The following is a 26,409-nucleotide window of genomic DNA, read 5'->3' as shown; positions in this document are numbered from 1 at the left end:
CGCGGGACCTCAGTCACCCGGCTCGCCCTCGACGACCGTGGTCGTGGCGAATGCCCGGCGGAAGAGCAGGAACTCGACACCCTCCGGGCCCGCGGACTCCGCGCCGTAGATCGTCCGGGCGTCTGTCCACGCCATTCCACCGGGGCCGACCTTCTGGTCACCGATCGTCATCGATCCCTTGAGCACGACCACGAACTCGCCCTCGCTGTGCCAGTGACAGGGAAATCGATAGCCCGGCGGGAACTTTATGATCACCACCGGCGGCCGGTCCTCATCGGGCTCCGGGAAGATCAGCCACTTGTGCTCGACGCCGGCGGACTGCTTGCGGTGCTCCTCCTCGGTGCCCGTGCTGGTCGGCCGTCGACGGGCAGGTTCAAACGGCGTGTTCGCGACGTCGAACAGATGAAGCCCGCGCTCCGCCATCGACGAGCAGAGCTTGTCGTTGCTGCGTACCAGACCGTCGCCGGTCTCAGCCGCGTCGGCCATGAGCCTTCCTCTCCCTGTCAACCGGACACGTCACGCGGGCGGATCGAACAGCACGGGAAGGCTGTTCACCGCCGCGAGGGAGCCATCGCCGCCGGTGTCCGGACCGGAGGCGGGCCGGACGAACGGACGCGGGGCGGACGGGTCCAGCCGCAGATGGGGCAGCCGGTCGAGGGCGACGTTCAACGCGACCCGCATCTCGGCCCGGGCGAGATGCATGCCCAGGCAGATGTGCGGCCCGTAGCCGAACACCCCGGCCGGCGCCCGCTCTCGGGTCACGTCGTACCGGTCGGGCTCGGCGTAGACCGTCTCGTCCCGGTTATGCGCGGAGACATGGGCGCGGATCAACGTGTTCTCGGGCATCGCCACGCCCTCCACCTCGACCGGGCACAGGGACCGCCGCAGGAACGTCGTCGCCGCGGGGTTCTGCCAGCGCAGCGCCTCGTTCACGGCGCGGTTGACCAGCCCGCGGTCGCGCCGGACAAGCTCGAGCTGTTCCGGATGCAGGAGCAGGCCCGCGAACATGTTGCTCGACCCGGCCACCGTCGTGTCCGCCCCGGCGGGGATGAGCAGCAGCAGATACTCGAGGAAGTCCTCGTCGGTGAGCGGCCGGCCGTCGAGTTCAGAACGGGCGAGCAGGCCGAGCACATCGTCCTTCGGGTTGGCCCGCGCCGCGTGGATCCGTGGGAGGAGAAACTCCTTGATGTGATCTTCCCAGCCCCGGTTCAGCCCGTTCACGGGGAACGCGAGCCCGATGAACTCGTCGTGTTCGGACTCATCGATGCCGATGATCCTGCGGATCACATGAAACGGGTAGTGACTCGTAAAGTCGAGGACGAGGTCAGCCTCCCCGCGGCTGACGAACTTGTCGACCAGGTCGTGGATCAGCGGAACGATGAGCGTCTTCTCAAACCGGGCCACGCCCTGGACGGTGAACGGGTCCGCGACAAGCGCCCGATGGACCCGGTGCTCCTCGCCGTTCATCGACAGCAGGGTGCGTGTGGTCCGCCAGCTGGGCCCCGGCTTCGTGAAGCACCGGTCGTCGCCCATGACCTGCCGCACGCCGGCGTTGCTGTAGACGACATAGGTCTCCGGGCCTGAGCCCTCGGCGGGCGACGTCTTCGCAACGGGGCACCGCCGCCGTTCCTCGGCCCACCGCGCGTAGCGCGGCTCGATGTCCTCTCCCGGCTTCTGAAGATGCTCGACCAGTCGGTCCCGGTTGCTCACGTGTTCCAATCCATGACCTCTCATCGTCCCGATCGGACCGCCGACGCAGGCGCTCCGGTTGGTGTCAGGACCCGTCCCGGGTGGTGGTGTCATGTTCGGAGCCGTCGAGCCACAGTGTCTGGAACGTCAGCGGCGTCGCCCGGAACTCCAGCAGCCGGGCACCCTCCGGCCCGACAGTGATCTTGTACGGCACGTTCGGCGGCGTGTAGTAGCCGCTTCCGGGCCCGAACACCCGGCGCCCCTGCCTGATCTCGCCCTCGAGCACGAGGACGATCTGCGGCACGTCGTGCTTGTGCCGGGCGACCTCCGAGTTGGGCGCGTAGCGCACCCCCAGCAGGCTGAGCCCCTCGCCCCCAGGCGGGTTGACCAGCGCCTGGACGTAGGTGCCGCTGGGCGTGTCATCGAACCGGGACGGCACGTTCGTCTCGGCCGACCCGGCTATGTCGAAGAACGCCATCCGGTCGGGCCTGGTCACGGGTCCGGCGCTCAGCTTCAGGTTGGTGGACCGCTGCTGTTGGGAGGCCCCTTCCATGTCCGGTACCTCGATTCCGATCGTCGTAGCAGGCGTGGTCGGACCGGTCTGCAGGGCCGGGAAGACCCATCGCACCAGATGAGCAGAGGCACGAAATCATCGTTTTCGGCCGATTCGGGCGTACCATTCCGATGCCGCACCAGCGTCCCGGCGTCGTTGCGCCATCTCGGAAGGTGGCAGCATGTCGCGCCCCGTCGTACAAGCCACTCGGCGAGCATGCCCATCACCGATCTTCGGATCACCGGTCCCCAGGAACTCCCACTCCTGGATCATCGGTCACCGAGGACCAACCGGCCCCGTCCAGAATTGGCTCATTCAGAATCCTGGATTCTTGTCGCCGAGAATTCTAAGTCCCCCAGTTGTCGAGGTCAACCGGACCCCCCTGACGGGTCGAGTGCCCCGCGCGGGCGGGGGCCAGGGGGCGCAGCAAGGTCAGTCGAACACGAGGTTGAGCCGGCTCAGCCCGCGTACGGCCGAGTAGTGCGACACCGGTGGGTTCGCGCTGCGCGCGAGCCAGGCCCAGCTCAGGCCGCGTTGCGTGCCTGCGGCCGGTTGATCATGACCTCGAGCACATGCCCGTCACGACGGACGAGAACGTGTTCATAGTCCTCACGTAGCACCGCCGGCCGCCGCGGGACGAAACCGCGGCCGGGAAACAGCTGTACAGGTCGAACGTCGAGATCTGCTCCAGGGCCAGGCCGGCGACGTCGAGCGCGTGCTGGACGGCCGTCACCGCGGCCGGGTTGGCCATCAGCCGATGGGATTCAGCGCGACCGGCGCGTACGTCAGGGAGGACACCGGACGGAAGGCGTCGCGGCGCATCAGGTCGCCAGCTTCCTCCTCGGACGGCGGGGTCATGATGTCGTCGAGCTCGAGGCCGTGCCTCTGCACCACCGGGTCCAGCGCGACCGGGTCGAATCCGAAGATCCGAGAGGCGTTGCCGCCGAGGAACGCGGTCGCCTCCTGGACGGTCATGTCCGAGCGGCCGACACACGTCCTCAGATATCCGAGGGTCGAGCCGTAGGTGCCCTCGGGATGCGGGAAGTCGGCGCCGAACATCATGCGGTCGACACCGATCTGGTTCCGGTTGAACACCTCGCCGGCGGAGAGGATGGAGGAGCCAAGGAAGACCTGACGGTCGGTGTAGTAGCTCGGCGGGTGCGGGACGATGTCGCGGATCGAGCGCTCCATCGTTCCGTGCAGCCAGGAGTGGTCCATCTGCGCCACGGTCGCCACGAGCCAGTCGCTGTGCTGCTCGGTGAAGACCAGTCGCAGGCTGGGGTGCCGCTCCAGGACGCCGCTCCAGACCATGAACCAGAGTGGGCGGTGCGCGAACCAGGGAAACTCGAAGACCGAGACGCGCATGCGCACGCAGTCCGGGACGCCATCCAGCTTGGCGCCGCCGTATGTCGGCTGCCCGATGCCGCCGTGGAAGTTCAGCACCAGGCCGGTCTCGGCGCACGCGGCCCAGAAAGGCTCGTAGCGGTCCGCCCAGAACATGGGCAGGTCGTCGTCCATGCCCGGCATGACAATGCCTTTGAAACCCTGCTCAGCCGCCCAGTACACATCCTTGACGGCCTCACCGATGTCGACCAGCGAGATGATCGCCTGCGCGGCGAACCGCTTCTCGTAGCCGCTGATGTAGTCGACGAGCCAGCGGTTGTACGCCCGGCCGCCCTCAAGCTCCAGGTGGCGTGGGTAGCGCGTACGGGCCGAACCGAGCCCGCCGGCGCCGAACGGCGCGCCGTCCGGGAAGATGACCTCGCCGAGAATACCCTCGTTACTGAGCGACTCCAGCCGGTGCTCGACGTTCCACTTGCCCTCGATGACCCCACTGTCGTACATCATCTTGCGATATGGACCAGCCACCTCGGGGTCCAGAAAATCGAAGAAGTTCACGGTTACGCGCTGCGAAAAAGCCGCAATCAAATCGTCGAGATCGCCGCGGACGGCCGGCGAGAGATACGGACGGTACGCGGCTAGCTCCGGAGCGGCGTGACCGTCTGAACTGAGCACAAGGGCCTTGGGCACAGCTAGCTCCTCAAGGGGTCCGTTCGGCGTGAGGCCATTCAGGAATCCTGGACACAGGATGCAGAGGACGTTACACTCGCCACAGTGTGACGTCAAGCACTCGTCAAACGCTCTCGGTCGCCACAACCGAGGCGTCTGGGGCGAAGATGACCACCTCGTCGAACCAGCCGCGGAAGCGCCCCCGCAGCTCCACGAAAGCCGGCTCGGTGATCGCAGTCGCCCGCTCGCCAAGCGTCTCCGGCTCGTCGAGTTCGAGGTAGTTGAACAGGTAGGTCCGAGCGCCGTCCTCCACGAGGAAGCAATGCTCGACCCATAAGCGGAGCTCGCGATGCGCCGCGATGAGACCTGGGGTTCCGGCGGTCTTGAGCCATGCTCGGACGTCCTCCAGCGCCCCCGGCGCGATCCGCATTCGTTGCATCTGTACTGGCACAGCGTCATCCTTCGATCGAGCTGGAGCCGGCGGTGACCTGGCTGATCAATCGAGCCCATCGAGGCCAAGAAGTACCGCCGACCTGGATGTGACCAGGTCCCGCTCCCGCGATTCGTCTATTCCGCGCCGGACGGCATGAAGACCGTTTACGCGGTGCGTCCGACGCCGACGCCGCGGACCCGACGCGGGAGCCCGCGCTCATCGTCTACCTCCGCTTCATCGTCTAACGCCGCGTCAGGCAACGGCGGCCCGCCAGTCGCGACGCCACGATCCTGACGGCGGGCCGGTGAACGTCGCCGGGAACGGCACTAGGCGGTGACGTTCTTGACGCCCCAGTTGGGTTCCCTGCGCGGGGTGAAACCGACGTAGGCGGAGTCGCTTCCGGCGGCCAGGCCGCGACGGCGCCCGGCGGGCTGCAGCTCCGGCGGGACGAATCCCCGGCTGTCGTTCGGGTGGATGTCGAAACCCGGAGGCACGATGGCGTCGATGCGGTCGAGCGTGTCCTGGCTGAGCACGACGTCCGCGCCCGCCAGGAGGTCACGCAGTTCCGTGAGGTTCTTCGGGCCCATGATCGGGGCGGTCACCGCCGGGTGCTCGCGCACGAACGCCAGCCCCAGATGGACGATCGACAGGCCCGCCTCGTCGGCGAGTTCGATGAGCGCCTCGACGGCGTCCAGCTTCGCCTGGTTGAACCGCCCCTCCGCGGAATACCGGCTGAGCGCGCGGAAGTTGCCGAGGTCCTCGGACGTCGGCATCTGCCCGCCGCGACGGATCATGCCGGTGAGCCAGCCGCCGGCCAGCGGGCTCCAGCACATGATCCCCATGCCCTGCGCCGCGGCGAGCGGCAGCCGGTCCCGCTCCGCGCCACGGACCAGGATCGAGTAGCCAAGCTGCTCACAGCGGAAGCGCTCCCGGCCGCGGGCGTCGGCGGTGTGCCGCGCGTTCAGCATGTCGACCGCGGAGAAGTTCGAGGACCCGAAGGCACGGATCTTGCCGGCACGGACCAGGTCGGAGAGCGCGCCGAGCGTCTCGTCGATATCGGTGTCCCAGTCGGGGCGATGCTGGATGTACAGGTCGATGTAGTCGGTGTTCAAGCGGCGCAGGCTGTCTTCGCAGGCCTGCGTGATCCACCGACGCGACGCTCCCGACCGGTTCTCGCCCTCCCCCATCGGGTTGGCGTACTTGGTGCTGATGACCCACTCGGAGCGGTTGCCGGCGATCGCCTTCCCGATGATCTCTTCGCTCTCGCCGTAGGAGTAGACGTCCGAGGTGTCGATGAAGTTCACACCGGAGTCGCCCGCCTCCTGGATGATGGCGAGGCACTCGTCGTGGTCGGTGTTGCCCCACGAGCCGAACATCATGCCGCCGAGGCACGCGCGGGAGACGGTGATTCCGGTCCTTCCGAGCTTGGTGTACTGCATTTCCTACTCTCCGCGGTCCGGGAAGACATCGATGATAAAGTTGCCGGCGTCGTCGAACCAGCCGTTCTGTGCCGGACGGATCACGATCACCGTGTTCGGGAACTCGACCAGCGCCGGGCCGGCGATCGTCCCGTCCACCCGGGCGCCCGCGCGCTCCTGCATTCTCAGCACCGGGGTGTCGGCGAAGCCCCCGGTCTCCTCCCAGTAGACCGGGCGCGAGGACCAGGTGGGCTCGACCGTCTCGCATCCTCGGCTGCTCGGGCCGGCGTGCCGCGCCCAGACGCCCCGGGCCCGCAGTTGCAGACCGGTGATCTGAACGCCGCTCGCGCGCGACCCGGAGTTGTGCCCGAACCGCTCCTCGTACACCGCCGTGAAGTCCCGGTCGATCTGGTCGACGTCCGCCTCCGACCGGATCGCGCCCTGCACCGGGACCTCGACGTCGAAGATCTGCATGGTGTGCTTCATCCGGACGGCGCGGGCGACCGAGATCTGCTCGGGTGCGAAGCCGTACGCGGCGAGCCTGGCACGCGCCTTGCCCTCGAGCGCCGCGAAGCGCTTCTCCAGCTCGTTCGGCCCTGTGGGGAGCCGCAGCGACACCGGCTCGAAGTACATGTGCACGATGTCGAGGTTCGCCGCGCCACCGGCGGACCAGACCGGCGCGAGCTCCGGGGACGGCACGATCACGCGTCGGACACCCGAGCCACGCGCGTACGCGGCCGCGTGTACCGGGCCGCCGCCGCCGAACGCGAGCAGCGCGAAGGTCCGCGGGTCGTGGCCGCGGAACTCGGTGACGCGCCGGATGAGGTCCGCCATCTTTGCGTCGACGAGGCGGTTGATGCCGGCGGCGGTCGCATACACGTCCATGCAGAGCTTCGAGCCGACCCGCTCGATCGCGGCCTTGGACAGCTCCGGATCGATCGTCACCGTCCCGTGCAGGAACGAGCCTGGGTCGATGAGCCCGAGCGCGACGTCCGCGTCGGTGACGGTGGGCTCGGTCCCGCCCCGGCCGTAGCACGCGGGGCCCGGATCGGCGCCGGCGCTGCGCGGGCCGACGTTGAGACGCCCGGACTCGTCCAGCCAGGCGATCGACCCACCGCCGGCACCGATCGACTCGATGTCGAGCATAGGCATCGCCATCTCGAACCGGTCGAAGACGATGGAGTCACGCATCAGCGGCTCGCCGCGGCGGATGACGCTCACGTCGAGGGTGGTGCCGCCGACGTCGGTGGTGATGATGTTGGACTCGTCGTGGAGCAGACCGAAGCCCGCCGAGTTCATCACGCCGGAGACCGGCCCGGACTGCATCGTGAGCACCGGGGCCACCTTGGCCTCGTCCGCGTTGATCGCGCCGCCGGCCGACTGCGCGAACAGCACCTGCCCCTGGTAGCCGAGCTCCTGGGCGCGGCTGACGATCGCGTCGACATAGCGGACCATGAGCGGGCCGATGTACGCGTTGAAGACGGCGGTGACGGTCCGTTCGAACTCGCCGACCCGCGAGACCAGGTCCGACCCGCACGTCACGAAGACGTCCGGCGCCAGCTCACGCACGATGTCGGCCAGCCGGCGCTCGTGCTCGGGGTTCTTCACCGACCACAGCAGGCTGATGGCGACGGACTCCACGCCCTTGTCCAGCAGCGCCTGGATCTTCCACCGGGCCTTCTCCTCGTCGAGCGGGACGACGACATCACCGTCGCGGTCCATGCGCTGCTCGATCTCGGCCGTGAAGGCGCGCGTGACGAACGGCGCGGGCTTGCGCCGGGTCGCCACCTCGTCCATGACCATGTCGGCGATGACGCCGGTGGTGCGTCCCGCGCCCTTCATCATCAGCATGACGTCGCCGTGGCCGGCCGTCGTCACGAGGCCGACCTTCGCGCCTGTACGCGAGACGACGGCGTTCACGCCGGTCGTGGTGCCGTGCAGGATCCGCGAGGTGCGGCCAAGCAACTCGGACAACGACAGGCCGAGATTCCTGGCCGCGTCCTCGATCGCGCCGAAGAAGCCGATCGACCGGTCGTGCGGCGTGGTCGGCACCTTTCCGGTGACCACCCGCTCCTCGGACACCACGACGCAGTCGGTGAAGGTGCCGCCGATGTCGACGCCGATGGAGAACGTGGCGGTCATGCGGTCACCTCGGCGGGAGCGGACGGACGGATGGTCGGCATCTCGTTGAGCCAGGGGTCACCCTCGGCCGCCGGCTCGATACTGAGCAGCACGCCGCAGCTCGGACAGCACCACTGGCGCAGCACGAACCGGACCGACGGATCGAAGACCGCCTCGGGGTCCGGATACAGCTCGGGACGAACGGCATGCGGGCTGCTCTCGAGGAGGGCCGCGCCCCGGCGGTAGTTCTCGTCCGCCGGCGCGAGCTGCCGCCCGCAGTCCCCGCAGGCCCACAACGGCCCGTCGGCGGTGTCGGTGAGGTCGATCATCCCGGACACGCGGCGGCGCACCTCCCCCGGCTCGACGTGGCCGGGCCGGGGCGCCACCGGGGCGGCCGCGGCGGCGAGCCGTTCCCGCCGCCGGCGTGCCCGCAGGTCGGCGGTGGCCCGCTGATCGATCCGGCCGTCGACGAGGACGACGGCGTAGGAGGCCTCCGCCGCTTCGGCGGTCACGCTGCCCCGCTCGACATCGGTCTCGACGAAGGAGGGGTTGCGGGTCAGCGGGTCGCCGTAGCCGCCCGAGCTCGTCTGGCCGAGCACCAGAATCATGTCGTCGCCGCAGATGAAGTAGTCCTGGGAGGTCAGGCGCTCGAACGGGCCGACCAGCGACTCGAGCTCCCGCCGGCTCGCCGGCAGCCGCCCGTCGGCCAGGGCGGCGAGGATACCGCTGGCGGTCTTGGCTTCCCAGGCGCCCGGGAAACCCGGCAGGCCACCCGCGAGTCCTGGCACGGCGTTGATCGACGGGTCGTTACCGACGGGCTGCGCCATCCAGACCCGCGCCTTGTGGGCGATCTGCGCGACCTCGATACTGTTGCCCCCACGGAAACAGCCGGGCCCGCCGCTGTCGGCCCGCTCGCGGCGGTAGAGGTACAGCATCGGCGCGGAGGCCTCGATCTCCTCCACGTTGCCCCCACCGCTGCTCGGCGAGAACCACGCTCCCGCGACGTCCTCGCCATCGTCGAAGGGCGACGCCCCGGTGCTGCCCATCAGGACGTCCCAGAAGTTCGCGTACGAGGCGGAGCCGTCCAGCCCCTGGCCGGAGGGCACGATCGTCGAGCCCTGTCCCACCGACGCGGCCCGGACACGGGCGCGCAGGTCGTCGGAACCGGTCATCAGGAGCCGCGAGAGCACGTTGCGGCTCAGGTGCATGCCAGCGACGGTGAACAGCTGCGTCGACACGGCGCCCGGGTGCGTGGCCACCGAGAGCGTGCCCGCGTCGGGCTCGAACCGCATCTGGTTCAGCACGCCGGCCGGGCAGTACAGCTGGTCCCAAGCGAGCAGCATCGACGCGGCGACGACCGCGCCGGAACGGAAGGTCGCGTACGTGCCGTTCACGCCCTTCGGCAGCTGCGGGTCACTGCCCCGGGTGCCGAAGACCAGCAGGTCGCCTTCCTTGCGGATCGTCCGCGACAGCCGGTGCAGCCGGGCGAAGTCACCGGGGATGCCCATGCGCCAGGTCTCGGCGATTTCGCCGTCCGGCACCGTCTCCAGGCGCCGCGCCACCGCCGCGGCGGTATCGGCGACCATGCGCCGCATCGCTCCCTTGACGACGCGCGGCCCGTACTCGTCGAGAAGCTCGCGGATCCGCCGTGTCGCCGCGTCGATGCCGGCGAGCTGACCGCGCAGCTGCAGCTCTACCTGGGCGCCCGCGCGGCTGTGCCGCACGAAGAGGCCGAGGATGTCCCCGCGTACCTCACCGCCGTCGACGAGCTTCACGACCGGCCACGGCTGGGCCTCCTGGTACATGTCCGTGGCGTTCGGGCACCACGACCCGGGCTCCGCCCCGCCCACGTCCGCCTGGTGGGCGCCCGAGTACACCCAGGCGAAGAGGCGTCCGTCATGGAAGACCGGCGCGAACACGGCGACGTCGTTCTGGTGTGTGACCCCGATGTACGGGTCGTTGTGCAGGAACACGTCACCGGCGTGGATCCCGGGATTCCCGGCGCGGTGCTGCAGCGTCCATTTGACGCCAAGGTCCGCGAGGCCGACGAAGTACACCATTGACGGCCCGCAGAGTATAGTGTCACCGTTCTCGGCGTGTATGGATGTCGAGAAATCGTCGAGATAGCAGACGTACGGCGCGCCCGACACCCGTTTTATGGCGTCGGAGTGCGCGAGGTTCACATTCCAGAGCCGATACCGGAGAACCTGGTAGGTGACCGGGTCGATATCGGTGTCGAACTCGGCGTCGAACAGCAGGTCCGACGGGGTCTGAATGGATACCGGCGGCACCCACGGTAAGCGCGAGCCATCCCAGGGCCCCTGCGCCCGGGTCGCCGCGCTGATCTCGTCTTCACGGAGCTGTCCATCAGGAGTCACATGACCTAACGGGCCTTCGGCAGCTGTCATCGGCTCCCCGTTCCTCAACGTCCGGCCGTACATCCGCATCGCGGACCTGCCGCCCCTGGATTTGCACCTCGAAGGACCTGCCCTCGGACGAACAGGTGCATCCTGGACACAGGATTCCCCCGGAGGCTAACATCGCACACCGGTGTAGTCAAGAACACACTCGGAGGGCGCATGTCCGATTTTCACGACCCCCGCGACGCCTGCGACGCCTGCGACGCAACGGATTTCGACCCGATGGACGAATCACTGGCGCGCGACTTCTGGCCGACCCTCGACGGGCTGCTGGGATCCTGCCCGGTGATCCACAGCGACGTACAGGGAGGATTCTGGGCGGTCCTCGGCTACGAAGAGGTCTGGAAGGCGGCACACAGTACACATTTCACTACTGAGTACGGAACGCGTCTGATGCCTTCGCCACCGGGGACTCCCGCGCTCTTACCCATGAACGCCTCGGGTGAGCTGCACCGGGACCTGCGCAGGCTCATCGACCCGTGCTTCTCCCCGCGCGCGGTCGCCGCGCTCGCGCCGCAGATCAGGGCGAAGGCGAGCACGCTGTTGGACCGCATCGAGCCGGGCGGCGGATGCGAATGGATGGAGGAGTTTGCCATCCCCTTTCCTGGCCGGATGTTCTTCGAAGTGGCACTCGGCGCAGACCCGGACGAGCGCGACCGCGTCGCGCGGTACGCGGAGGCGATCATCTTCCACCCCGAGAAGGTGCGCAACGCCCTCGCGGATTTCATCGCCTGGGCCGGCGAGTTCGCCGCGCACCGCAGAAGCTCCGGGGCACGGCGCGGAGACGTCGTGGACGCGCTGCTGGACGGCACTGTCCAGAGGCGCGCGCTCACCGACGACGAGATCGCTCGAACCTTGGTCACGGTCGTGCTCGGGAGCATGGAAACCACCACCGTCGCACTGGGCAACATGCTGGTCCGGCTCGCCCGTGAACCGGAGCTGGTCTCGCGGCTCCGTGACACACCCGAACTGGTCCCGACGGCCGTCGACGAGCTTCTCCGGCTCGAGGCGCCCGTGCCGGCGATCGCCCGGACGGCACTGTGCGACTCACCGGCGGGGCAGACGGAAATCCCGGAGGGTGACCGGCTGCTCGTCTATTACGGCGCCGCCAACCGCGATCCGCGGGTCTTCGCGGCGCCGACGGAGTTCGATCTCGACCGCGGCGCCGAGGTACGCAAGCACGTCGCATTCGGCATCGGCCCGCACCGGTGCCCGGGGGCGCACCTCGCGCGTCTCGACCTGCAGATCGTGATGACGGAGATCGTCACGCGGTGGGACGACATCCGTCTCGCGAACCCCGAGGTGACCTACCGGCACGGCGTCTCTCACGGGCCCGCGACTCTTCGGATCGAGTTCGCCAGTCGCGGCGTCCCCCGTTGAGATGGTGAGGGCGGGTGCGCCAAAGCGGCCGCGCCCGCCCCCAGCACCTCCCGACGGTCAGGCCTGGTGCGCCGCGTAGTCGACCGACAGGGTCACGCCGCTGACATACGACGACTCGTCCGAGACAAGCCACACGACGGCGTTCGCGAGCTCCCGCGGCTCACCGAGGCGGCCGGACGGCATCGCGTCGGACCAGTGCTTGATCAGCTCCGGCCCGCGGCTCTCCATCAGCGGCGTGAGGAACGCCCCGGGCGCCACGACGTTGATCCTGATGCCGTCGCGGACGTAGTCGAGCGCCGCCGCCCGGCTCAGGCCGATCACACCGTGCTTCGCCGCGCCGTACGCCGCCGTGCCCGCCACGCCCCGGACACCGGCGAGCGAGGCGATGTTCACGATCGAACCGCCGCCGTTCTCCCGCATGTGGATGACCGCGGCCCGCGTGCCGAGGTACGCCCCGCGCAGGTTCACGGCGACCTGGTCATCGAAGGTGGCGATGTCGGTCTCGTGCAGCTTCGTGACACCGTGCCCGTAGCCCGCGTTGTTGACGGCGTAGTTCAGCCCACCGAAGGTGTCGACGGTGGTCCGGATGAGCCGGTCGACGTCGTCGGCGACGCGCACGTCCGTCTCGACGAACGCCACCCGCGCGCCCTGTTCCTTGAGCTCGGCCGCGACCAGGTCGCCGCGTTCCTTGTTCACGTCGGCGATGACGACCGCCGCCCCGTCCGCCGCCAGGCGACGCACCGTCGCCTCCCCCAGACCGGACGCCCCACCGGTGACATAACCGATCTTGTTCTCGAGCATCCATCCACCTTTCCGCCACCATTGAACCAGGATGCAGGATACAGTTTTGCTGTGTTCTGTGTCACCCGTTTCGGTAGCTGACGGCAGGAGAGGTACTGGCCCACCGGCCCCAGGCTGTCGGCTGGTCGGACAGTGACCATGCGAGAACGGCGCCCCGGGCCAGCTCCTGGAACCAGATCACCGCCGCGAGGCGGCGATCGGTAGCCATGATCAGGCCCGCTGGTAGCGCCGACAGTCCGCTGCGCCCCCGGGCCGGAGCCAGGGGGCGCAGCAAGGTCAGTCGAACACGAGGTCGAGCCGGCTCAGCCCGCGTACGGCCGAGTAGTGCGACACCGGTGGGTTCGCGGGGTCGAGGTGGTACTCGGGAATCCGGGCGTGCCACACCTCGAAGGCGATCGACAGGATCCGGCGCGCCAGGTGCATACCGAGGCAGCGGTGCGGGCCGACGCCGAAGGCGAGCTGGTTGCCGGGGGCGCGAGCGAGGTCCACCTCGTCCGGAGATGCGAAGACGTCCGGGTCGAGCCCGCTCATTCCCCAGGAGAGCAGGACCATGTCGCCCTCGTGCAGCGTCACCCCATGGAGCTGCACGTCCCGGGTGACGACGCGGGCGGTCGACAGCACCGGCTCGTGCCGCAGCAGCTCCTCGATCAGAGCCGGCGTCTTCGACGGGTCGGCGAGGACGGCACGGCGCGTCTCCGGGTTGCGCGCGAGCCAGGCCCAGCTCAGGCCGAGGGCGGACGTCGTCGTGTCGAGGCTCGCCATCATCGTGACCAGGCTCGTGTTGGTCATCTCCGCCATGGTCAGCGGCCGCCCGTCGTACGTGGCACGCAGGAGGTGGCTGATGACGTCACGAGCGTCCGGATCGTCGTCGCGCCGGCGCTGTTCGATCACCTCCGCGAAGAAGTCCCGCAGCGGCTCCGCCGCGGCGATGACCTCCTCATCGGAACGGGCGTTCGGCAGCGCCTCGCGGACGAACCAGTCCTTGAACGCCAGCAGCTCCGGTAGGCGGTCCCGGCCGATCCCGTAGTCGATCAGGAAGGCCTCCCCCGGCAGGGCGACCGCGAAGTCCCTGATGAACTCGCAGCCGTCCCGGCCGGCCAGGTTGTCGGCCAGCTCGGTCGCCGCCTGGCGGATGGCGGGCGTGAAGTGGTTGACCGTGGCGGGCTTGAACGTGTCGACGATCGCCTGGCGCCACTTGCGGTGGACCTCGCCGTCCAGACCCAGCGGAATCTCGCGCTCGTCCGCCGCGAAGGTCGAGCGATAGGGGATGAGCATCTCCCGGCTGGCGAAGATCTCGGGGTTGCGTGCGGCCCAGGCGATGTCCTCGTGCCGGGTCAGGATCCAGAAGCCGCCGTGCTGCTCGGAGCGCAGCACGGGCCCCACCTCCTGGATTTCCTTCCAGTACGTGATCGGATCCTGCTGGAGCCATGGCGCGTACAGACTGAAGCCCTTGATGCGCTCCTCGGTGGTTGGCGGCGCCGTGAGCGCCATTCCGGCTGGCTGATCCGCCATGGTCCGTCTCTCCTTGCTGGCCAAACCGGCCATGTCTGCGTCTGGGTTTTGATATCGGGATGGCATGGGTTCCCGGCCGGCCGGCCGGGCGAGGACCGAGTCAGTCCTGGAGAAGAATCGCCCGCTCCGGGCATCCCTGCGCCGCGAGCCGGGCCAAGGGCTCCAGCGCCGCGGGGACGTCACCGTCGCGCGCGGCGGCGTAGCCGTCGTCCTCGTTCACGTCGAACAGTTCGGGCGCGTTCATCGCGCACAGCGTGTGTCCCTGGCAACGAGCCTTGTCAATCTGGGCCTGCATGGATCACCTCGCCTTCCTGGCGTCTTCCGGCCGCGGCGACGCCCGGCCATGGCCACGGCTGTCGGTCTGCCGGGGCCGGGCGACGCCGGCCCCGGCAGGCCGCATCGTTCTTTTGCTTACTTCCCCTGCTCGCCAACGGGTGGCCGCGGAAGCATGATGGTCTTGCTCTCGGTGTAGGCGTCCAACCCTTCGGCGCCCCATTCCCGGCCGATACCCGACTGCTTGAAGCCCCCAAACGGCGCCGTCGTGTCGTAAGAGAAACCATTGACGTTGAACGTGCCGGTGCGAACGCTCCGCGCTATGTCGACGCCCTTCTCGACGTCCGAGGTCCACACGGCGCCGCACAGGCCGTACGGCGAGTCGTTGGCGATCGCGACCGCCTCGGCCACGCCGTCATACGGAATGACGCACAGGACGGGGCCGAAGATCTCTTCGCGGGCTACGGTCATGCTGTTGTCGACGTCGGCGAGGACGGTCGGCTCGACGTACCAGCCCGTGGGCAGCGCCGCGGGCCGGCCACCGCCGGACACGACCCGAGCTCCCGCCGCGCGTCCCGCCGCGATATAGCCCTCGACCCGTGCCCGCGCGACCTCGGTGACGAGCGGGCCGATGACCGTCGACTCGTCGAAGGGGTCACCGACCGGCAGCATCGCGGCACCGGCCGCGAGCGCTTCGACGACCTCGTCATACCGGCTGCGCGGAGCGAGCACGCGGGTGAGCGCGATGCACGCCTCGCCGTTGTTCAGCATGCCGCCTTGCAGCGAGAGAGGAATCGCGGCCGCGAGGTCAGCGTCCTCGCAGATGATGTTCGCCGACTTTCCGCCCAGCTCGAGGGTCACCCGTTTGACCTGGTCACCGCACAGGCTCATGATCCGGCGGCCCGCCGCGGTGCTGCCCGTAAAGCTGATCTTGTCGACGCCGGGGTGGGTCACGACGCGTTCGCTCACTTCGCGGTCGGCGGCCACGATGTTGACGACGCCGGGCGGGAGGCCGGCCTCGTCGCAGGCCTCCGCCAGGAAGTAGGAGTCGAGCGGGGTCTGCGGCGCGGCCTTCACGACGGTGGTGCAGCCCACGAGCAGCGCCGGCGCGAGCTTGCCGAGCAGCAGCCCCAGCGGCGCGTTCCAGGGGATGATCAGGCCGGCGACGCCGACCGGCTCGCGCCGCACGACCAGGCCCCCGAAGGCCCCCTGCCGGCGCTGCTCCGGCGCGAACAGCCCGTCGGCCATCGCCGCGTACTGCTCCAGGAGTGCTGTGGACACCTGCGCGACCCGACTGAACGCGATCGGCGCGCCCATCTCGGCCGTGATGAGCTGGGCGATGGCCTCCCGGCGTTTGCCGATGCCCTGGGCGACGCGGAGCATGACCTCGGCCCGCTCGGCGACCGGCATCCGCGGCCACGGCCCGTCGTCGAACGCGGCCCGCGCGGCCGCGACCGCGGCGTCGACGTCCTCGACCGAGGCCGCGGGGGCGCGGCCGATCACCTGCTCGGTGGCCGGCGAGACCACCTCGAGCCAGCCCTTGCCGCGCGGCGCGACGTAGGCACCACCGATATATAAGGCGTCGTGGTCGGCGTTCCCGGTCACGGGATCACCACCGGCTTGACGACCGCGCCGCTGGCGGAGTCGGCCAGGGCCTTCTCGATGTCCGCGAGCGGGTAGGTCTGGACGATCTTCTCCATGGGGAGCTGGCCGCGCCGGTACATGTCGACCAGCCTCGGGATGAAGACCCGGGGGTTCGACAGCCCCATGATCGCGCCGACGAGGGTCCGACCGGACAGCACAGACCGGGAGTCCAGCGCGTACTCGGTACCGTGGGGCGCGGCGCCAACGAGGACCGTCCTGCCGCTGCCGTGTGTTGATTCGAACGCCGACCGCAGCGCGCGGGGAGATCCGCTCGCCTCCACGGCGGCGTCGACACCGGTGGGGAGCAGTGCGCGCACGAGTTCGGGCAGAGGTCCCGCCGAGGCGTCGATGACGTCGGTGGCGCCAAACGTCCGCGCGGCGTCGAACCGATCCGGGTTCATGTCGGCGGCGAGGACGCGCGAGCAGCCGGAGGCCGCGGCCGCCGCGACGGCCGCGAGGCCGACCGCGCCGAGCCCGACAATCAGCGCGGTGGATCCCGGTGCGGGCTTGAGCACGTTGAGGACGGCGCCGGCGCCCGTCTGGATGCCACAGCCGAACGAGCCGACGAGGTGCAGCGGGATGTCCTCGGGAACCTTGACGACGAAACGGTCCCTGGACAGCGCGTGGCTCGCGAACGAGGACTGCGCCACGAAGTTGCCATGGATGTCGCCGGCGTCGTCGTGCAGGGTGGAGCTGCCGTCCGGACGGCAGCCGCTGTTGTTCAGCCGTGAGGCGTTGGGGCACCAGGCGGGCATCCCCGACAGGCAGGACGGGCACGCGCCACAGGACGCGTTGCTCATCACCACATGGTCGCCGACCGCGAGTGAGGTGACGCCGGCCCCGACCGCGGCCACGCGGCCCGCGCCCTCGTGGCCCAGGACGGAGGGCACCGGGAACGGCCAGTGCCCCTGCTTGAACGAGATGTCGGTGTGACAGACGCCAGTGCCGGCGATCTCGACGAGAACCTCCCCTGGCCCAGGATCGTCGAGTGTGACCGACTCAATCGAGAACGGTTGCCCGACGGCACGGAGAACGGCCGCAGTGATCTTCATCGTCCACCTCTCGGCAGTGACCTCTGTCACGGTGATCCAGATGGTAATTCAGACGACAATCGTCCGCAAGTGGCCGACGGCGTTCATGAGCAGGGGTACGCTGGCCGGAACATGGTCACCTCGGAAGCGCGTCCCGGCCGGCCCCGCGACCCGGCCGTCGACGGGCGCATCTTCGACGCGGCGCTGACCGTCTACGCCGAGCGCGGCTGGTCCGGATTCAGCTTCGAGGTCGTCGCGCGGGTCGCCGGCGTCGGCAAGAACGCGCTCTACATCCGTTGGCGGACACGAGAGGATCTCCTGGTGTCCGCGCTCGAACGGTTCATCATCGCCGTCCAGGACATCGATCGAGGCTCGGTCCGAGAGGACCTGCGACACGTGTTCGCCTCGATGATCGAGACCTTCGCCGGCCCGGCGGACCTGGCACCGCTCCGCGTGCTCCTCGAGGCCCAGGCCGCACCGGAGCTGTTCACCCGGTTCGCCACGGTCGCCGTCAGCAGGCTGGTCGCGGTGCGAGCGGCCATCGAGCGCGGCGTCGCCCGCGGCGAGCTACGGCCCGACACGGACGTCGTCCTGCTGGCCGACCTGATCGGCGGAGCCGTGATCAGCCGATCGCTGACCGCGCCGTTCGACCCAGCCGGATCGCCCGTGACGGACCCGGCGGCGTTCGTGGACCGGGTGCTCGACCACGTGCTGTCCTCGTCGCGGCGGTAACCCGGCCGGAACTCACCCGGCGCGCTGGTCGACGGCGCGCGTCCTCCCCCAGAGCCCGTCATCAGCGTCACAGCGCGGGCATGACCTCGGCCGCGAACCACTGGATCGTCTCGACATACCGAGCGGCGTTTTCCCATGGGAATGACAGCCCGAACTCCGTCACTCCGGCCTCCCGATACGTGGCCATCACCTCGATGGTCCGCTCGGCGTCCGAGCGCGACACCGAATGCTTCTGTGCCCTGACCAGGTCGGCCTTGTGAGAAGCCGCCGCCTTCGTGATCGTGGCGTTGCCGCCCAGGATGCTCACCCGGGTGAACACCCGGAGGTCGTCCGAACGTCCGACAGCGGCCAGGCCCTCCCGGATGCGGACCAGGCCAGCCCGGACCGACTCGGCGCTGGCCATCATCGGAGCCCAGCCGGCGCCGAACTCGACGACCCGGCGGAAGGCGTTCTCGTTGTGCCCGCCGATCAGCAGCGGCGCGTGCGGCTTCTGGACGCAGGTTGGCGCGAACAGCAGGTCACCGAACGACACGAACTCGCCGTCATAGGCCGGTTCCGGCTCCGTCCACAGCACGCGCATGGCCCGCAGGTAGTCGTCGGTCCGCCGGCCCCGCTCCCGGTAGGGCACCCGCAGCGCCTCGAACTCCTCGCGCATCCAGCCGACGCCCACGGTCACGTCCACCCGGCCGTTCGAGATCCAGTCCAGGGTCGCGACGCCCTGCGCGTGGTGCAGGGGGTGTCGATAGGGGATGACCAGCGCGCTGAGCATGATCCGCATACCGCGGGTCGCACGCGCCAGGACTGCGCCGAAGGCAAAGTTGTCCACCCAGAACGCCGACGGCCGGCTGGGCGCGCCAGGACCGGTCGGCACGATCAGGTGCTCGGGCAGGCCGACGCCGTAGAAGCCCAGCTTCTCCGCCTCGGCCACGGTGCCGACGATCTCGTCGAGCGAGGACCAGGCCTCCAGGGGATACAGCGACAACGAACATTTCATCGGCACGCGACCTCGTCGTGTACGGCGTGGTTGGCGAGCGGCACCGAGACCACCGGCACCGCGGGGATCATCGCCCATGTACCGAACTCCAGGAGCCTCCAGATAGGATCTCGGATCCAGGATCCTTGACGAAGTGACTGCCCCCACACTAGCCTCACCAAACTAGATCCCCCGCATGCCGCAGACGCCCCGCCTGGCCAGGCCGAGCTCCAGCGCGCGGCCCCGCACGCGATCCATGGACACGAGGTTCCAACTGTGGACGGTTCCGCCCGGCTCTTACCCGCCAGCCTCGGCCTGGGCGGCGGCTACACCCCTCCCTCGCCGAGCACCGTCCCGTCGGCCTCGCGCCGGTCACTGATGGACTATCGGATGACGCACGTCGGACGGCGCCGAAGCCACGGCACCGAACGAGGCCGAGGCCGGTCGAGAAGGTGACGCGGCCATCGTCGGCGGCAGCCTCGGCCACCGCGAGACAGGCATCGGCGGGCGCCCCGGACGAACGGATCTTGATGGACCGGTCAGACAAGGGCCGGGCGGGGCGAACCCATGACCACCAATGACTGTATCCTGCATTCAGGATATCGACGGTCGCGATGTCGAGGTGACGTGGCACAGCCACGAGGTACGTCGAGGTGCCGGCGAAAATATTCGATCATGACGGCCCAGCCGCTGTCGATTGACTCGAGATTTGAACTCCACTCGAGCCCGACCTCGAGGGCGATGGATTGCGCGCACGGCCTCGATGCGACGCGACCCGCCCAGACATTTCTCGCGCGTCAAGAGACTGACCCCTTTGCCAGGAGGCTCACATGACTCCAACCCGTCCGACGTGTCCGGTGGACCACCATTCGGCGGACTACATCGCGAATGCGCAAGAAACTCATGCCCGCCTCCGGGAGGAGTGCCCAGTCGGGTGGAGCGACGAGCACGGTGGCTTCTGGGTTCTGAGCCGCTACCGCGAGATCAAGGACGCCTTGAAGCGGCCTGAGCTTTTCTCCTCCGCGAGGATCCAGCGAGAGGACGGGACATGGGACGGTGGCGCGGCCGTTCCCGCCAACCAGTCGTCGACCCTGCTGTATCCGCTTGAGATCGATCCGCCGGAGTCCTCGCCGTACCGCGCAGCCATCGCGAAGTGGATGAGCCGCAGCGCACTCGAACAGCACCGTGAGCCGCTCACCGCATACATCAACGCGACGCTGGACCGGGTCGAACCGACGGGCCGCATGGACATCGTCACCGAGATCGGCATGATGCCCGGGTACATGGTGGCCCTGCTGCTCGGCATCGATCCCGAACTCGCCCCACGGATCGCCTGGCCGTTCAACGCCATGGACGTGCTCGAGCGCGACACACCGGAGTTCGCCGAGGCGCAGGAGCAGATGGGCTGGCTGGTCGGCTTCCTCGCCGAGCTCTGCCGCAGCCGCCGAGAGAACCCGGGCGACGACAACGTCAGCGCTCTCGTGATGACCGAGTTCGACGGCGAACCGCTGCCGCTGTCCGGCTGCCTCTCGACGATCATGACGGTCATCGGCGGCGGTGTGGCGACGACGACCGCCGCGCTGGAGCACTGCTTGGGCGTTATCGACAGTCACCCGGAGATCAGGGCCCGGCTGATAGCCGACCCGTCGCTGATCCCCCAGGCGGTCGAGGAGGCCATCCGCATCCATCCGCCGGTGTTGCAGGTGGCCCGGCGGCTTCTCGAGGACACGACCGTGGACGGCGTCCAGATGTTCGCGGGCGAGCGCGTGCTGGGGTCCGTCCTGTCGGCGAACCACGACTCATCGGTCTTCCCCAACCCCGAGGCCATCGATATCGACCGCCCCGTCAAGTCTCATTTGACGTTCGGGTTCGGGGTGCACCGCTGCGTGGGCATCGAGGTGGCCCGGATGGAGCTGAACCTGATGATCGGAAGCCTGCTCAAGCGGTTCCCCGACTTCCGCGTCGTGCGCGAGGAGTGCCGCAGATTCGTGGGCGAGTCCCACAACAACGGTTACAGCGTCTTCCCGATCGAGCTTGCGCCGAAGATGGCCGCCGCGGCCGTCTGAGTCCCGGCGGCAGAAATCGCTATGACCGAACCAACGGATGGATGCGCAGTGGGTACCAACACACTCATCACCCGATCGGACGTCTACGTAGCGGGACGCTGGGTCCGCGTCGACGACGACCAGTTGATCGACCTCGTGGACCCGAGCACGGAAGAAGTGTTCGCCCAGGCCCCTCTCGCCAGCGTCGCCCATGTCGACGAGGCCGTGGCCGCCGCGCGGACCGCCTTTGACTCCGGCCCGTGGCAGGCGCTGTCGCGCAAGGAGCGAATGGACCTCCTGCTGGCCCTCGGGGACTACCTGCGGTCCCGGGCCGACGAGTATGGCGACCAGTTCCTCGCCGAGACCGGAGTGCCGGTCGCCCTTGCCCGAGGCGGCGTGCACAGCGTCGCGGGCCTCGCCGCCTACGTGGCATCCATCTACGAGAACTACCCGTGGAAGGAGACACGGACGGGCGTCTCGGGCGTCCACACGGAGCTGGAACGGGTGCCGGTCGGTGTCGTCGCGGCGATCACGCCGTGGAACGCGCCGTTCAGCCTCGCCGCGAGCAAGATCGTGCCCGCGCTGCTCGCCGGCTGCACCGCGATCATCAAGGCGTCGCCGATGAACGCGCTCAGCCAGCTGGCATTCGGCGACGCGGCCGAGCACGTCGGCCTGCCGCCGGGCGTGCTGAGCGTGTTCGCCGCCGGGACGGAGGCCTCCGATCACCTCGTGCGCCACCCGTCGGTGGACAAGGTCGCCTTCACGGGCAGCGACACCACCGGCGCCGTCATCGCGGCGGCCGTCGCGCGGCAGTTCAAGCGGCTGACCCTCGAGCTCGGCGGCAAGTCGGCCGGCATCGTCCTCGCCGACGCGAGCGTCGACCGGATCCTGGCGACCGTTCCCCCGGGTTTCACCCGCAACAACGGGCAGGCCTGCGCGGCGATGACCCGGATGCTGGTGCCCCGCGACCGCCGCGAGGAGATCGTCCAGGCCCTGGCCGAGGCCGTGAGCAGCCTCGTCGTCGGCGACCCGCGCGACCCCGCGACCAACGTCGGGCCGCTGGCCGGCAAGGCACAGTACGACCGGGTGCTGGGTTTCATCGAGTCGGCCGTCGCCGCCGGCGGACGCGTCGTCTGCGGCGGCGGCCGGCCGGCCGGCCTCGACCGTGGCTACTACATCAGCCCGACGATCATCGACGGGGTGACGGCGGATGCGAAGGTGGCCCAGGAGGAGATCTTCGGCCCGGTGCTGACGGTGCTCGACTACGACGAGCTCGAGGACGCGATCGAGATCGCGAACGGCACCGCGTACGGGCTCTCGTCCGCCGTCTTCGGTGGCGACGAGAAGGAGATGCGCGCCGTCGCCGCCCGGATGCGCGCAGGCTCGGTGCATTTCAACAACAGCTACATGACGGACATCGGCATCCCGTTCGGCGGGTTCAAGGCGTCAGGCATCGGGCGCGAGTTCGGTCCCGAGGGCCTCGACCCGTACGTGGAGGTTCGGGCGACGTTCCTGGACGGCCAGCCGCGCGTCCCTCGTCCTGCGGTCAGGTCCTGACATGAGCACCGCGTTTGACTATGTGATCGTCGGCGGCGGCAGCGCCGGGTGCGTACTGGCTGACCGGCTCAGTGCCGATTCGGCCGCCTCGGTGCTGCTGCTCGAGGCCGGTGGTCATGACCGGTCGCCCAACATACGGATCCCGGCGGGTACGCAGCGGCTCAGCCGCAAGTACGACTGGCAGTACCGTGCCGAACCGGACGCCTCGCGCGGCGGCCACGTCGACACCTGGGCCGCGGGAAAGGTACTCGGCGGCGGCAGCTCCATCAACGCGATGGTCTGGGTGCGGGGCAACCCGGCGGATTTCGACGAGTGGGCCAAAGCCGGCTGTGACGGCTGGTCGTATACTGATGTGCTGCCCTACTTCAAGCGCGCCGAACACTTCCGCGGCGTCGGCGATCCAGCCTTCCGTGGGTCGGGGGGGCCGCAGTCGGTGAGCCCGATCCGGGTCGACCATCAGCTGACCACCTCGTTCATCGACGCCGCTGTCGAGGCCGGGCACACGTTGAACCCCGACTACAACGGCGAGAGTCAGCTCGGCGTCTCCCGGGGGCAGGTCAGCCAGCGCCGTGGCTGGCGGGCCAGCACCGCCCGGGCGTACCTGGCCCGAGCGGCGCGACGGCGCAATCTCACCGTCCGTACCGACGCCATGGTCTTCCGTGTGTTGTTCGAGGGTACGCGGGCGGTCGGCGTCGAATACCTCCATCAGGGCGAGGTCAAGCGCGCGCACGCCGGCACGGAGGTGATCGTCAGCGCGGGCAGCATCGGCTCGCCGAAGCTGCTGATGGTCTCGGGTGTCGGGCCGGCCGGCCGGCTGGCCGAACTCGGCATCCCCGTGGTGGCCGACTCTCCACTGATGGGCGAGAACCTGCAGGAACACCCGTATGCCCACATGCTGTACGGCGTCACGGTGCGCACCCTCAATCGGGAGATGACGCCGATCGGAGTCGTGAAGCACGGGCTGGACTTTGTCATCCGGGGCCGCGGAGCGGCGACGGCGTCCATGGCGCACGCGGTGGTCTTCGGGGGCAGCAAGAACCGTACCGAGACCGAGATCGTCTTCGGTCCGTTCGGTGTCAGCGCCGGCGCGGGCAAGAAGGCGAGCAAGCCGGCCGAAGAGGGGACCGGGACGGCCGACAGCGAGGAATTGAGCGAGTACGAGAAGTTCCAGGCCTCGCTCGCGTCCGCCGCGACCTACGACCACGACGTGCACGACATGCAGTTGCTGCGCACGTCCAGCGTGATCGTCATCCCGTCGGTCACGCATCCCAAGGGACGCGGCCGCGTCGGACTGCGCTCGGCCAACCCCGCCGACCCGCCGACGATCCACCACGAGCTGATCGGCCATCCCGACGACCTGCAGGGCCTCGTCGACGCCTGCCTGACCGCCCGGGAGATCTTCGCTCAGCCCAGCCTGAGCCGGTATGTCACCAGCGAGGAACTACCGGGGGCGATCGCCCAGTCCGAGGACGACCTGCGCCAGTGGCTGCGCAAGTTCGCGCACCGCGGCTCGCACGCGGCGGGGACCGTGCACATGGGCTCCGACCCGTCGGCGCCGCTGGACCCCACGCTGCGCGTACGAGGGGTGGAGAACCTGCGGGTCGTGGACGCCTCGGTCATGCCGACGCTGACGAGTGGGAACACGAACGCCCCAACCATCATGATCGCCGAGAAGGGTGCCGACCTGATCCTAGGCCGCTGAGAAAGCGAAGAGTTCAGGACGACCCTTGAAGTGAGGCATCAGAACCATCGCCGATGACGGCACATTCTGGACCGTTTCACCGGCGACAGTTCTGATACTGCGATCGCTTTCACCGGTCGTGGCCGCGCACGTCTCGTGGTTAGCTCCCGGGCACTCGTGCACCGGGCGGGTCACCACGGGAGGTGCCGCCGCCACGTACGGTCGGGTTCGGTCGAGGCCGGACAGATCGAGGCCGGGCCTGCGGCAGGTGCCCGGCTCAGGGATGGTGTAAGGAGGAGGTCGGCCGGTGGCGGTCGTACGACTAGAGGTTGCGGACGGGGTTGGGACGATTCGGCTGGACCGGCCGAAGGTGAATGCCTTCAACGCCGAGCTCACCGCGCAGCTGCGGGAGGTGGCGCTGGAGGCGTCGCGGCGCGCTGACATCCGCGCCGTCGTGATCTACGGCGGCGAGCGGGCGTTCGCGGCCGGCGCCGACATCAAGGAGATGGCGGCCAAGGACTACGCGGGCATCTCTGTCTGGGTCAGCGAGCTCAGCACCACCTTCGAGACGGTCGCTCGCCTTCCCATGCCAGTGTTCGCCGCCGTGACCGGCTACGCGCTCGGCGGCGGGCTGGAGCTGGCCCTGTGCGCCGACTTCCGGATCCTCGCGGACAACGCCAAGCTCGGCGTGCCGGAGATCCTGCTCGGCGTGATCCCGGGTGCCGGTGGCACCCAGCGGCTGCCGCGGCTGGTCGGGCCCGCCAGGGCCAAGGAACTTGTCTTCTCCGGCCGTCAGGTCGGCGCCGAGGAGGCGCTCGCGATCGGGCTCGCCGACGCCGTCGTCCCGGCGGCCGAGGTCTACGCCGAGGCGCTGCGCAGGGCCAGGCAGTACGTCGACGGCCCCGCGCTCGCGCTGGCCGCGGCCAAGCGCGCCATCGACGACGGTCTGGAGACAGGACTGTCGGAGGCGTTGCGACTGGAGACCGGCCTGTTCGTCGGCCTGTTCGGCACCGAGGACCAGAAGAACGGCATGGAGTCCTTCCAGCAGAACGGACCCGGCAAGGCCACCTTCACCGGCCACTAACCGTCGGCCGCCACCTTCGAAAGATCGCCGACGACGGAGAGCTGACCCCGTCGCAGATCTCCGTGCTGGCCCGGCTTGGCAAGGACCGCGCCTGGACTGCCAGTGCGTTGGCGATCGCAGAACGGGTTCGTCCGCAGTCGATGACCGCCATGCTGCAGGTGCTCGCCGGGCACGAGCTGATCCGCCGGGACCAGGACCCAACGGACGGCCGCCGGCAGCTCATCACTCTCACCAACGCCGGCCGCCGCCGCGCCGAGGGCGACCAGGCCGCCCGGGCCGAGTGGCTCGCCCGAGCCCTGCACCATAACTACACGGAGGCCGAGCGCCAGATCCTTCTCGACGCGCTGACGCTCCTTGATCGGCTCACCCACCTGTGAGCGGCGCGCCTGTACACCCCGGGAAAGGTTAGCAAAGGCCAGTTATTGCGCGTCCTGCTTGGCCTGCACGTCCTGGGTGGCCATCGTGGCCGGCCTGGGCGGCTCCGGACGCCAGAAGGTGACCAGCAGACCCGCCGAGCCGACCACGCTCAGCACCAGCGCGATCAGCCCGCCGAGCCAGCCGTCGAGGTTGTCGTCGATCGTGAGCGAGTGGTCCACTGAGGCGCGCCCAGGACCGAACGTCGCGATGGCCAGGCAGACGACCGCGATCATCAGGACGTACTCGTAGCCCTGGCCCGGCTTGAAGATGAAGAAACCGTTCTTCCGGTGCGCCGTCATCCCGGCGACGACCATGATCCCGATGATCGCCCCGGCGCTGAACGGCGTGAACAACCCGACCGCCAGCCCCATCCCAGCGACCAGCTCGATCAGACCGCTTGCCCAGGCATGCATGATCCCGGGCTTGAGCCCCATGCTCGCGAACCAGCCAGCGGTACCCTGGACGCCGCCCGGCCCGAAAATGTGGTTGTAGCCGTGTGCGACGATCGTCAGACCGACGACGACCCGCAGCACAAGATCCGCGGTGTCCGCAGCGGTCACGAGCGCCTCCCTTTCTAAGGTATGTGATCGTGGGCTGCGTCGACTGCTCGTCTTTGGCAACACGCCAACCCTACA

23 protein-coding genes are annotated in these 26,409 nt (G+C 69.1%); 7 read left to right on the top strand and 16 right to left on the bottom strand.

What is annotated here, in order from left to right:
• Nucleotides 1-9: 9 nt before the first annotated feature.
• The 9 genes from C1A33_RS00440 to C1A33_RS00410 all read right to left on the bottom strand — a co-directional run bounded on the left by C1A33_RS00440 (nucleotide 10) and on the right by C1A33_RS00410 (nucleotide 10,515).
• Entirely contained in the window at nucleotides 10-486 is a 477-nt protein-coding gene (locus tag C1A33_RS00440; protein ID WP_101829536.1) for a cupin domain-containing protein, read from the bottom strand.
• 30 nt (nucleotides 487-516) lie between these two features.
• Nucleotides 517-1,710, bottom strand: a complete 1,194-nt coding sequence (locus C1A33_RS00435; RefSeq protein ID WP_165818167.1) for a cytochrome P450 — start codon at nucleotides 1,708-1,710, stop codon at nucleotides 517-519.
• Between the two features lie 64 nt (nucleotides 1,711-1,774).
• Complete coding sequence (locus tag C1A33_RS00430; protein ID WP_133150521.1) at nucleotides 1,775-2,242, bottom strand: cupin domain-containing protein; 468 nt, start codon at nucleotides 2,240-2,242, stop codon at nucleotides 1,775-1,777.
• Between the two features lie 556 nt (nucleotides 2,243-2,798).
• On the bottom strand, nucleotides 2,799-2,993 hold the full coding sequence (locus C1A33_RS33970; RefSeq protein ID WP_133150520.1) for a hypothetical protein: 195 nt from the start codon (nucleotides 2,991-2,993) through the stop codon (nucleotides 2,799-2,801).
• Nucleotides 2,993-4,273 carry an amidohydrolase family protein gene (locus C1A33_RS00425; protein WP_165818166.1) on the bottom strand — a complete coding sequence of 427 codons (1,281 nt, stop codon included), beginning with the start codon at nucleotides 4,271-4,273 and terminating at the stop codon, nucleotides 2,993-2,995. The genes C1A33_RS33970 and C1A33_RS00425 overlap by 1 nt, the downstream gene beginning before the upstream one ends.
• Before the next feature lie 103 nt (nucleotides 4,274-4,376).
• A complete protein-coding gene (locus tag C1A33_RS34460; RefSeq protein WP_165818165.1) occupies nucleotides 4,377-4,703 on the bottom strand; it encodes a hypothetical protein in 327 nt (108 codons plus the stop codon).
• A gap of 308 nt (nucleotides 4,704-5,011) precedes the next feature.
• Complete coding sequence (locus tag C1A33_RS00420) at nucleotides 5,012-6,124, bottom strand: aldo/keto reductase (RefSeq protein ID WP_101829532.1); 1,113 nt, start codon at nucleotides 6,122-6,124, stop codon at nucleotides 5,012-5,014.
• A 3-nt stretch (nucleotides 6,125-6,127) separates the two neighbouring features.
• The gene (locus C1A33_RS00415; RefSeq protein WP_101829531.1) at nucleotides 6,128-8,245 is read right to left on the bottom strand and encodes a hydantoinase/oxoprolinase family protein; all 2,118 of its coding nucleotides are present in this window, start codon (nucleotides 8,243-8,245) and stop codon (nucleotides 6,128-6,130) included.
• Complete coding sequence (locus C1A33_RS00410; RefSeq protein WP_165818164.1) at nucleotides 8,242-10,515, bottom strand: hydantoinase B/oxoprolinase family protein; 2,274 nt, start codon at nucleotides 10,513-10,515, stop codon at nucleotides 8,242-8,244. Before C1A33_RS00410 ends, C1A33_RS00415 begins: the two co-directional genes overlap by 4 nt.
• Nucleotides 10,516-10,803: 288 nt before the next feature.
• Between C1A33_RS00410 and C1A33_RS00405 the strand changes: the two genes are divergently transcribed.
• Nucleotides 10,804-12,024, top strand: coding sequence for a cytochrome P450 (locus C1A33_RS00405; protein ID WP_101829529.1), 1,221 nt, complete (start codon nucleotides 10,804-10,806; stop codon nucleotides 12,022-12,024).
• 57 nt (nucleotides 12,025-12,081) lie between these two features.
• Here the strand turns inward: C1A33_RS00405 and C1A33_RS00400 are convergent, their stop codons facing one another.
• The 5 genes from C1A33_RS00400 to C1A33_RS00380 all read right to left on the bottom strand — a co-directional run bounded on the left by C1A33_RS00400 (nucleotide 12,082) and on the right by C1A33_RS00380 (nucleotide 17,306).
• Nucleotides 12,082-12,825: an SDR family NAD(P)-dependent oxidoreductase gene (locus tag C1A33_RS00400; protein WP_101829528.1), complete on the bottom strand. Its 744-nt coding sequence runs from the start codon at nucleotides 12,823-12,825 to the stop codon at nucleotides 12,082-12,084.
• A gap of 276 nt (nucleotides 12,826-13,101) precedes the next feature.
• Nucleotides 13,102-14,337 (bottom strand): cytochrome P450, encoded by a 1,236-nt coding sequence (locus C1A33_RS00395; protein WP_101829527.1) that lies wholly within the window; start codon nucleotides 14,335-14,337, stop codon nucleotides 13,102-13,104.
• Nucleotides 14,338-14,437: 100 nt separating this feature from the next.
• Nucleotides 14,438-14,632, bottom strand: coding sequence for a ferredoxin (locus tag C1A33_RS00390; protein ID WP_101829526.1), 195 nt, complete (start codon nucleotides 14,630-14,632; stop codon nucleotides 14,438-14,440).
• A 116-nt stretch (nucleotides 14,633-14,748) separates the two neighbouring features.
• Nucleotides 14,749-16,215: an aldehyde dehydrogenase gene (locus tag C1A33_RS00385; protein ID WP_101829525.1), complete on the bottom strand. Its 1,467-nt coding sequence runs from the start codon at nucleotides 16,213-16,215 to the stop codon at nucleotides 14,749-14,751.
• Entirely contained in the window at nucleotides 16,212-17,306 is a 1,095-nt protein-coding gene (locus tag C1A33_RS00380; protein WP_101829524.1) for an NAD(P)-dependent alcohol dehydrogenase, read from the bottom strand. Before C1A33_RS00380 ends, C1A33_RS00385 begins: the two co-directional genes overlap by 4 nt.
• 111 nt (nucleotides 17,307-17,417) lie before the next feature.
• Here C1A33_RS00380 and C1A33_RS00375 point away from each other — a divergent pair, with 111 nt between their 5' ends.
• Nucleotides 17,418-18,017 (top strand): TetR/AcrR family transcriptional regulator, encoded by a 600-nt coding sequence (locus C1A33_RS00375; protein WP_133150518.1) that lies wholly within the window; start codon nucleotides 17,418-17,420, stop codon nucleotides 18,015-18,017.
• A gap of 67 nt (nucleotides 18,018-18,084) precedes the next feature.
• On the opposite strand, the gene C1A33_RS00370 is transcribed toward C1A33_RS00375, so the two are convergent.
• Entirely contained in the window at nucleotides 18,085-18,999 is a 915-nt protein-coding gene (locus C1A33_RS00370) for a TIGR03619 family F420-dependent LLM class oxidoreductase (RefSeq protein WP_207770086.1), read from the bottom strand.
• Between the two features lie 848 nt (nucleotides 19,000-19,847).
• Here C1A33_RS00370 and C1A33_RS00365 point away from each other — a divergent pair.
• The 5 genes from C1A33_RS00365 (at nucleotide 19,848) to C1A33_RS00345 (ending at nucleotide 25,734) form a co-directional block, all read left to right on the top strand.
• Nucleotides 19,848-21,056 (top strand): cytochrome P450, encoded by a 1,209-nt coding sequence (locus C1A33_RS00365; RefSeq protein WP_165818162.1) that lies wholly within the window; start codon nucleotides 19,848-19,850, stop codon nucleotides 21,054-21,056.
• Nucleotides 21,057-21,104: 48 nt separating this feature from the next.
• Nucleotides 21,105-22,592, top strand: a complete 1,488-nt coding sequence (locus C1A33_RS00360; RefSeq protein WP_165818161.1) for an aldehyde dehydrogenase family protein — start codon at nucleotides 21,105-21,107, stop codon at nucleotides 22,590-22,592.
• 1 nt (nucleotide 22,593) lies between these two features.
• On the top strand, nucleotides 22,594-24,294 hold the full coding sequence (locus C1A33_RS00355; RefSeq protein ID WP_101829519.1) for a GMC family oxidoreductase: 1,701 nt from the start codon (nucleotides 22,594-22,596) through the stop codon (nucleotides 24,292-24,294).
• Nucleotides 24,295-24,580: 286 nt separating this feature from the next.
• Nucleotides 24,581-25,357 carry an enoyl-CoA hydratase/isomerase family protein gene (locus C1A33_RS00350; RefSeq protein WP_101829518.1) on the top strand — a complete coding sequence of 259 codons (777 nt, stop codon included), beginning with the start codon at nucleotides 24,581-24,583 and terminating at the stop codon, nucleotides 25,355-25,357.
• Nucleotides 25,358-25,380: 23 nt separating this feature from the next.
• Complete coding sequence (locus tag C1A33_RS00345) at nucleotides 25,381-25,734, top strand: MarR family transcriptional regulator (RefSeq protein ID WP_101829608.1); 354 nt, start codon at nucleotides 25,381-25,383, stop codon at nucleotides 25,732-25,734.
• 42 nt (nucleotides 25,735-25,776) lie between these two features.
• Here C1A33_RS00345 and C1A33_RS00340 read toward each other — a convergent pair whose 3' ends face one another.
• Nucleotides 25,777-26,334, bottom strand: coding sequence for a DoxX family protein (locus C1A33_RS00340; RefSeq protein ID WP_101829517.1), 558 nt, complete (start codon nucleotides 26,332-26,334; stop codon nucleotides 25,777-25,779).
• Nucleotides 26,335-26,409: the final 75 nt, after the last annotated feature.

It is taken from the genome of Frankia canadensis (assembly GCF_900197875.1).
Classification (GTDB): domain Bacteria; phylum Actinomycetota; class Actinomycetes; order Frankiales; family Frankiaceae; genus Frankia; species Frankia canadensis.
Note: the sequence above shows the minus strand (reverse complement) of the source record. Positions and strands in the feature narration are given on the sequence as shown.

Bases quoted from the DNA above. Each gene is read 5' to 3' on its own strand.
- C1A33_RS00420 (WP_101829532.1), bottom strand. From the start codon at position 6,124: ATGCAGTACACCAAGCTCGGAAGGACCGGAATCACCGTCTCCCGCGCG.
- C1A33_RS00400 (WP_101829528.1), bottom strand. From the start codon at position 12,825: ATGCTCGAGAACAAGATCGGTTATGTCACCGGTGGGGCGTCCGGTCTG.
- C1A33_RS00395 (WP_101829527.1), bottom strand. From the start codon at position 14,337: ATGGCGGATCAGCCAGCCGGAATGGCGCTCACGGCGCCGCCAACCACC.
- C1A33_RS33970 (WP_133150520.1), bottom strand. From the start codon at position 2,993: ATGGCCAACCCGGCCGCGGTGACGGCCGTCCAGCACGCGCTCGACGTC.
- C1A33_RS00390 (WP_101829526.1), bottom strand. From the start codon at position 14,632: ATGCAGGCCCAGATTGACAAGGCTCGTTGCCAGGGACACACGCTGTGC.
- C1A33_RS00405 (WP_101829529.1), top strand. From the start codon at position 10,804: ATGTCCGATTTTCACGACCCCCGCGACGCCTGCGACGCCTGCGACGCA.
- C1A33_RS00375 (WP_133150518.1), top strand. From the start codon at position 17,418: ATGGTCACCTCGGAAGCGCGTCCCGGCCGGCCCCGCGACCCGGCCGTC.
- C1A33_RS00355 (WP_101829519.1), top strand. From the start codon at position 22,594: ATGAGCACCGCGTTTGACTATGTGATCGTCGGCGGCGGCAGCGCCGGG.
- C1A33_RS00380 (WP_101829524.1), bottom strand. From the start codon at position 17,306: ATGAAGATCACTGCGGCCGTTCTCCGTGCCGTCGGGCAACCGTTCTCG.
- C1A33_RS00440 (WP_101829536.1), bottom strand. From the start codon at position 486: ATGGCCGACGCGGCTGAGACCGGCGACGGTCTGGTACGCAGCAACGAC.
- C1A33_RS00415 (WP_101829531.1), bottom strand. From the start codon at position 8,245: ATGACCGCCACGTTCTCCATCGGCGTCGACATCGGCGGCACCTTCACC.
- C1A33_RS00430 (WP_133150521.1), bottom strand. From the start codon at position 2,242: ATGGAAGGGGCCTCCCAACAGCAGCGGTCCACCAACCTGAAGCTGAGC.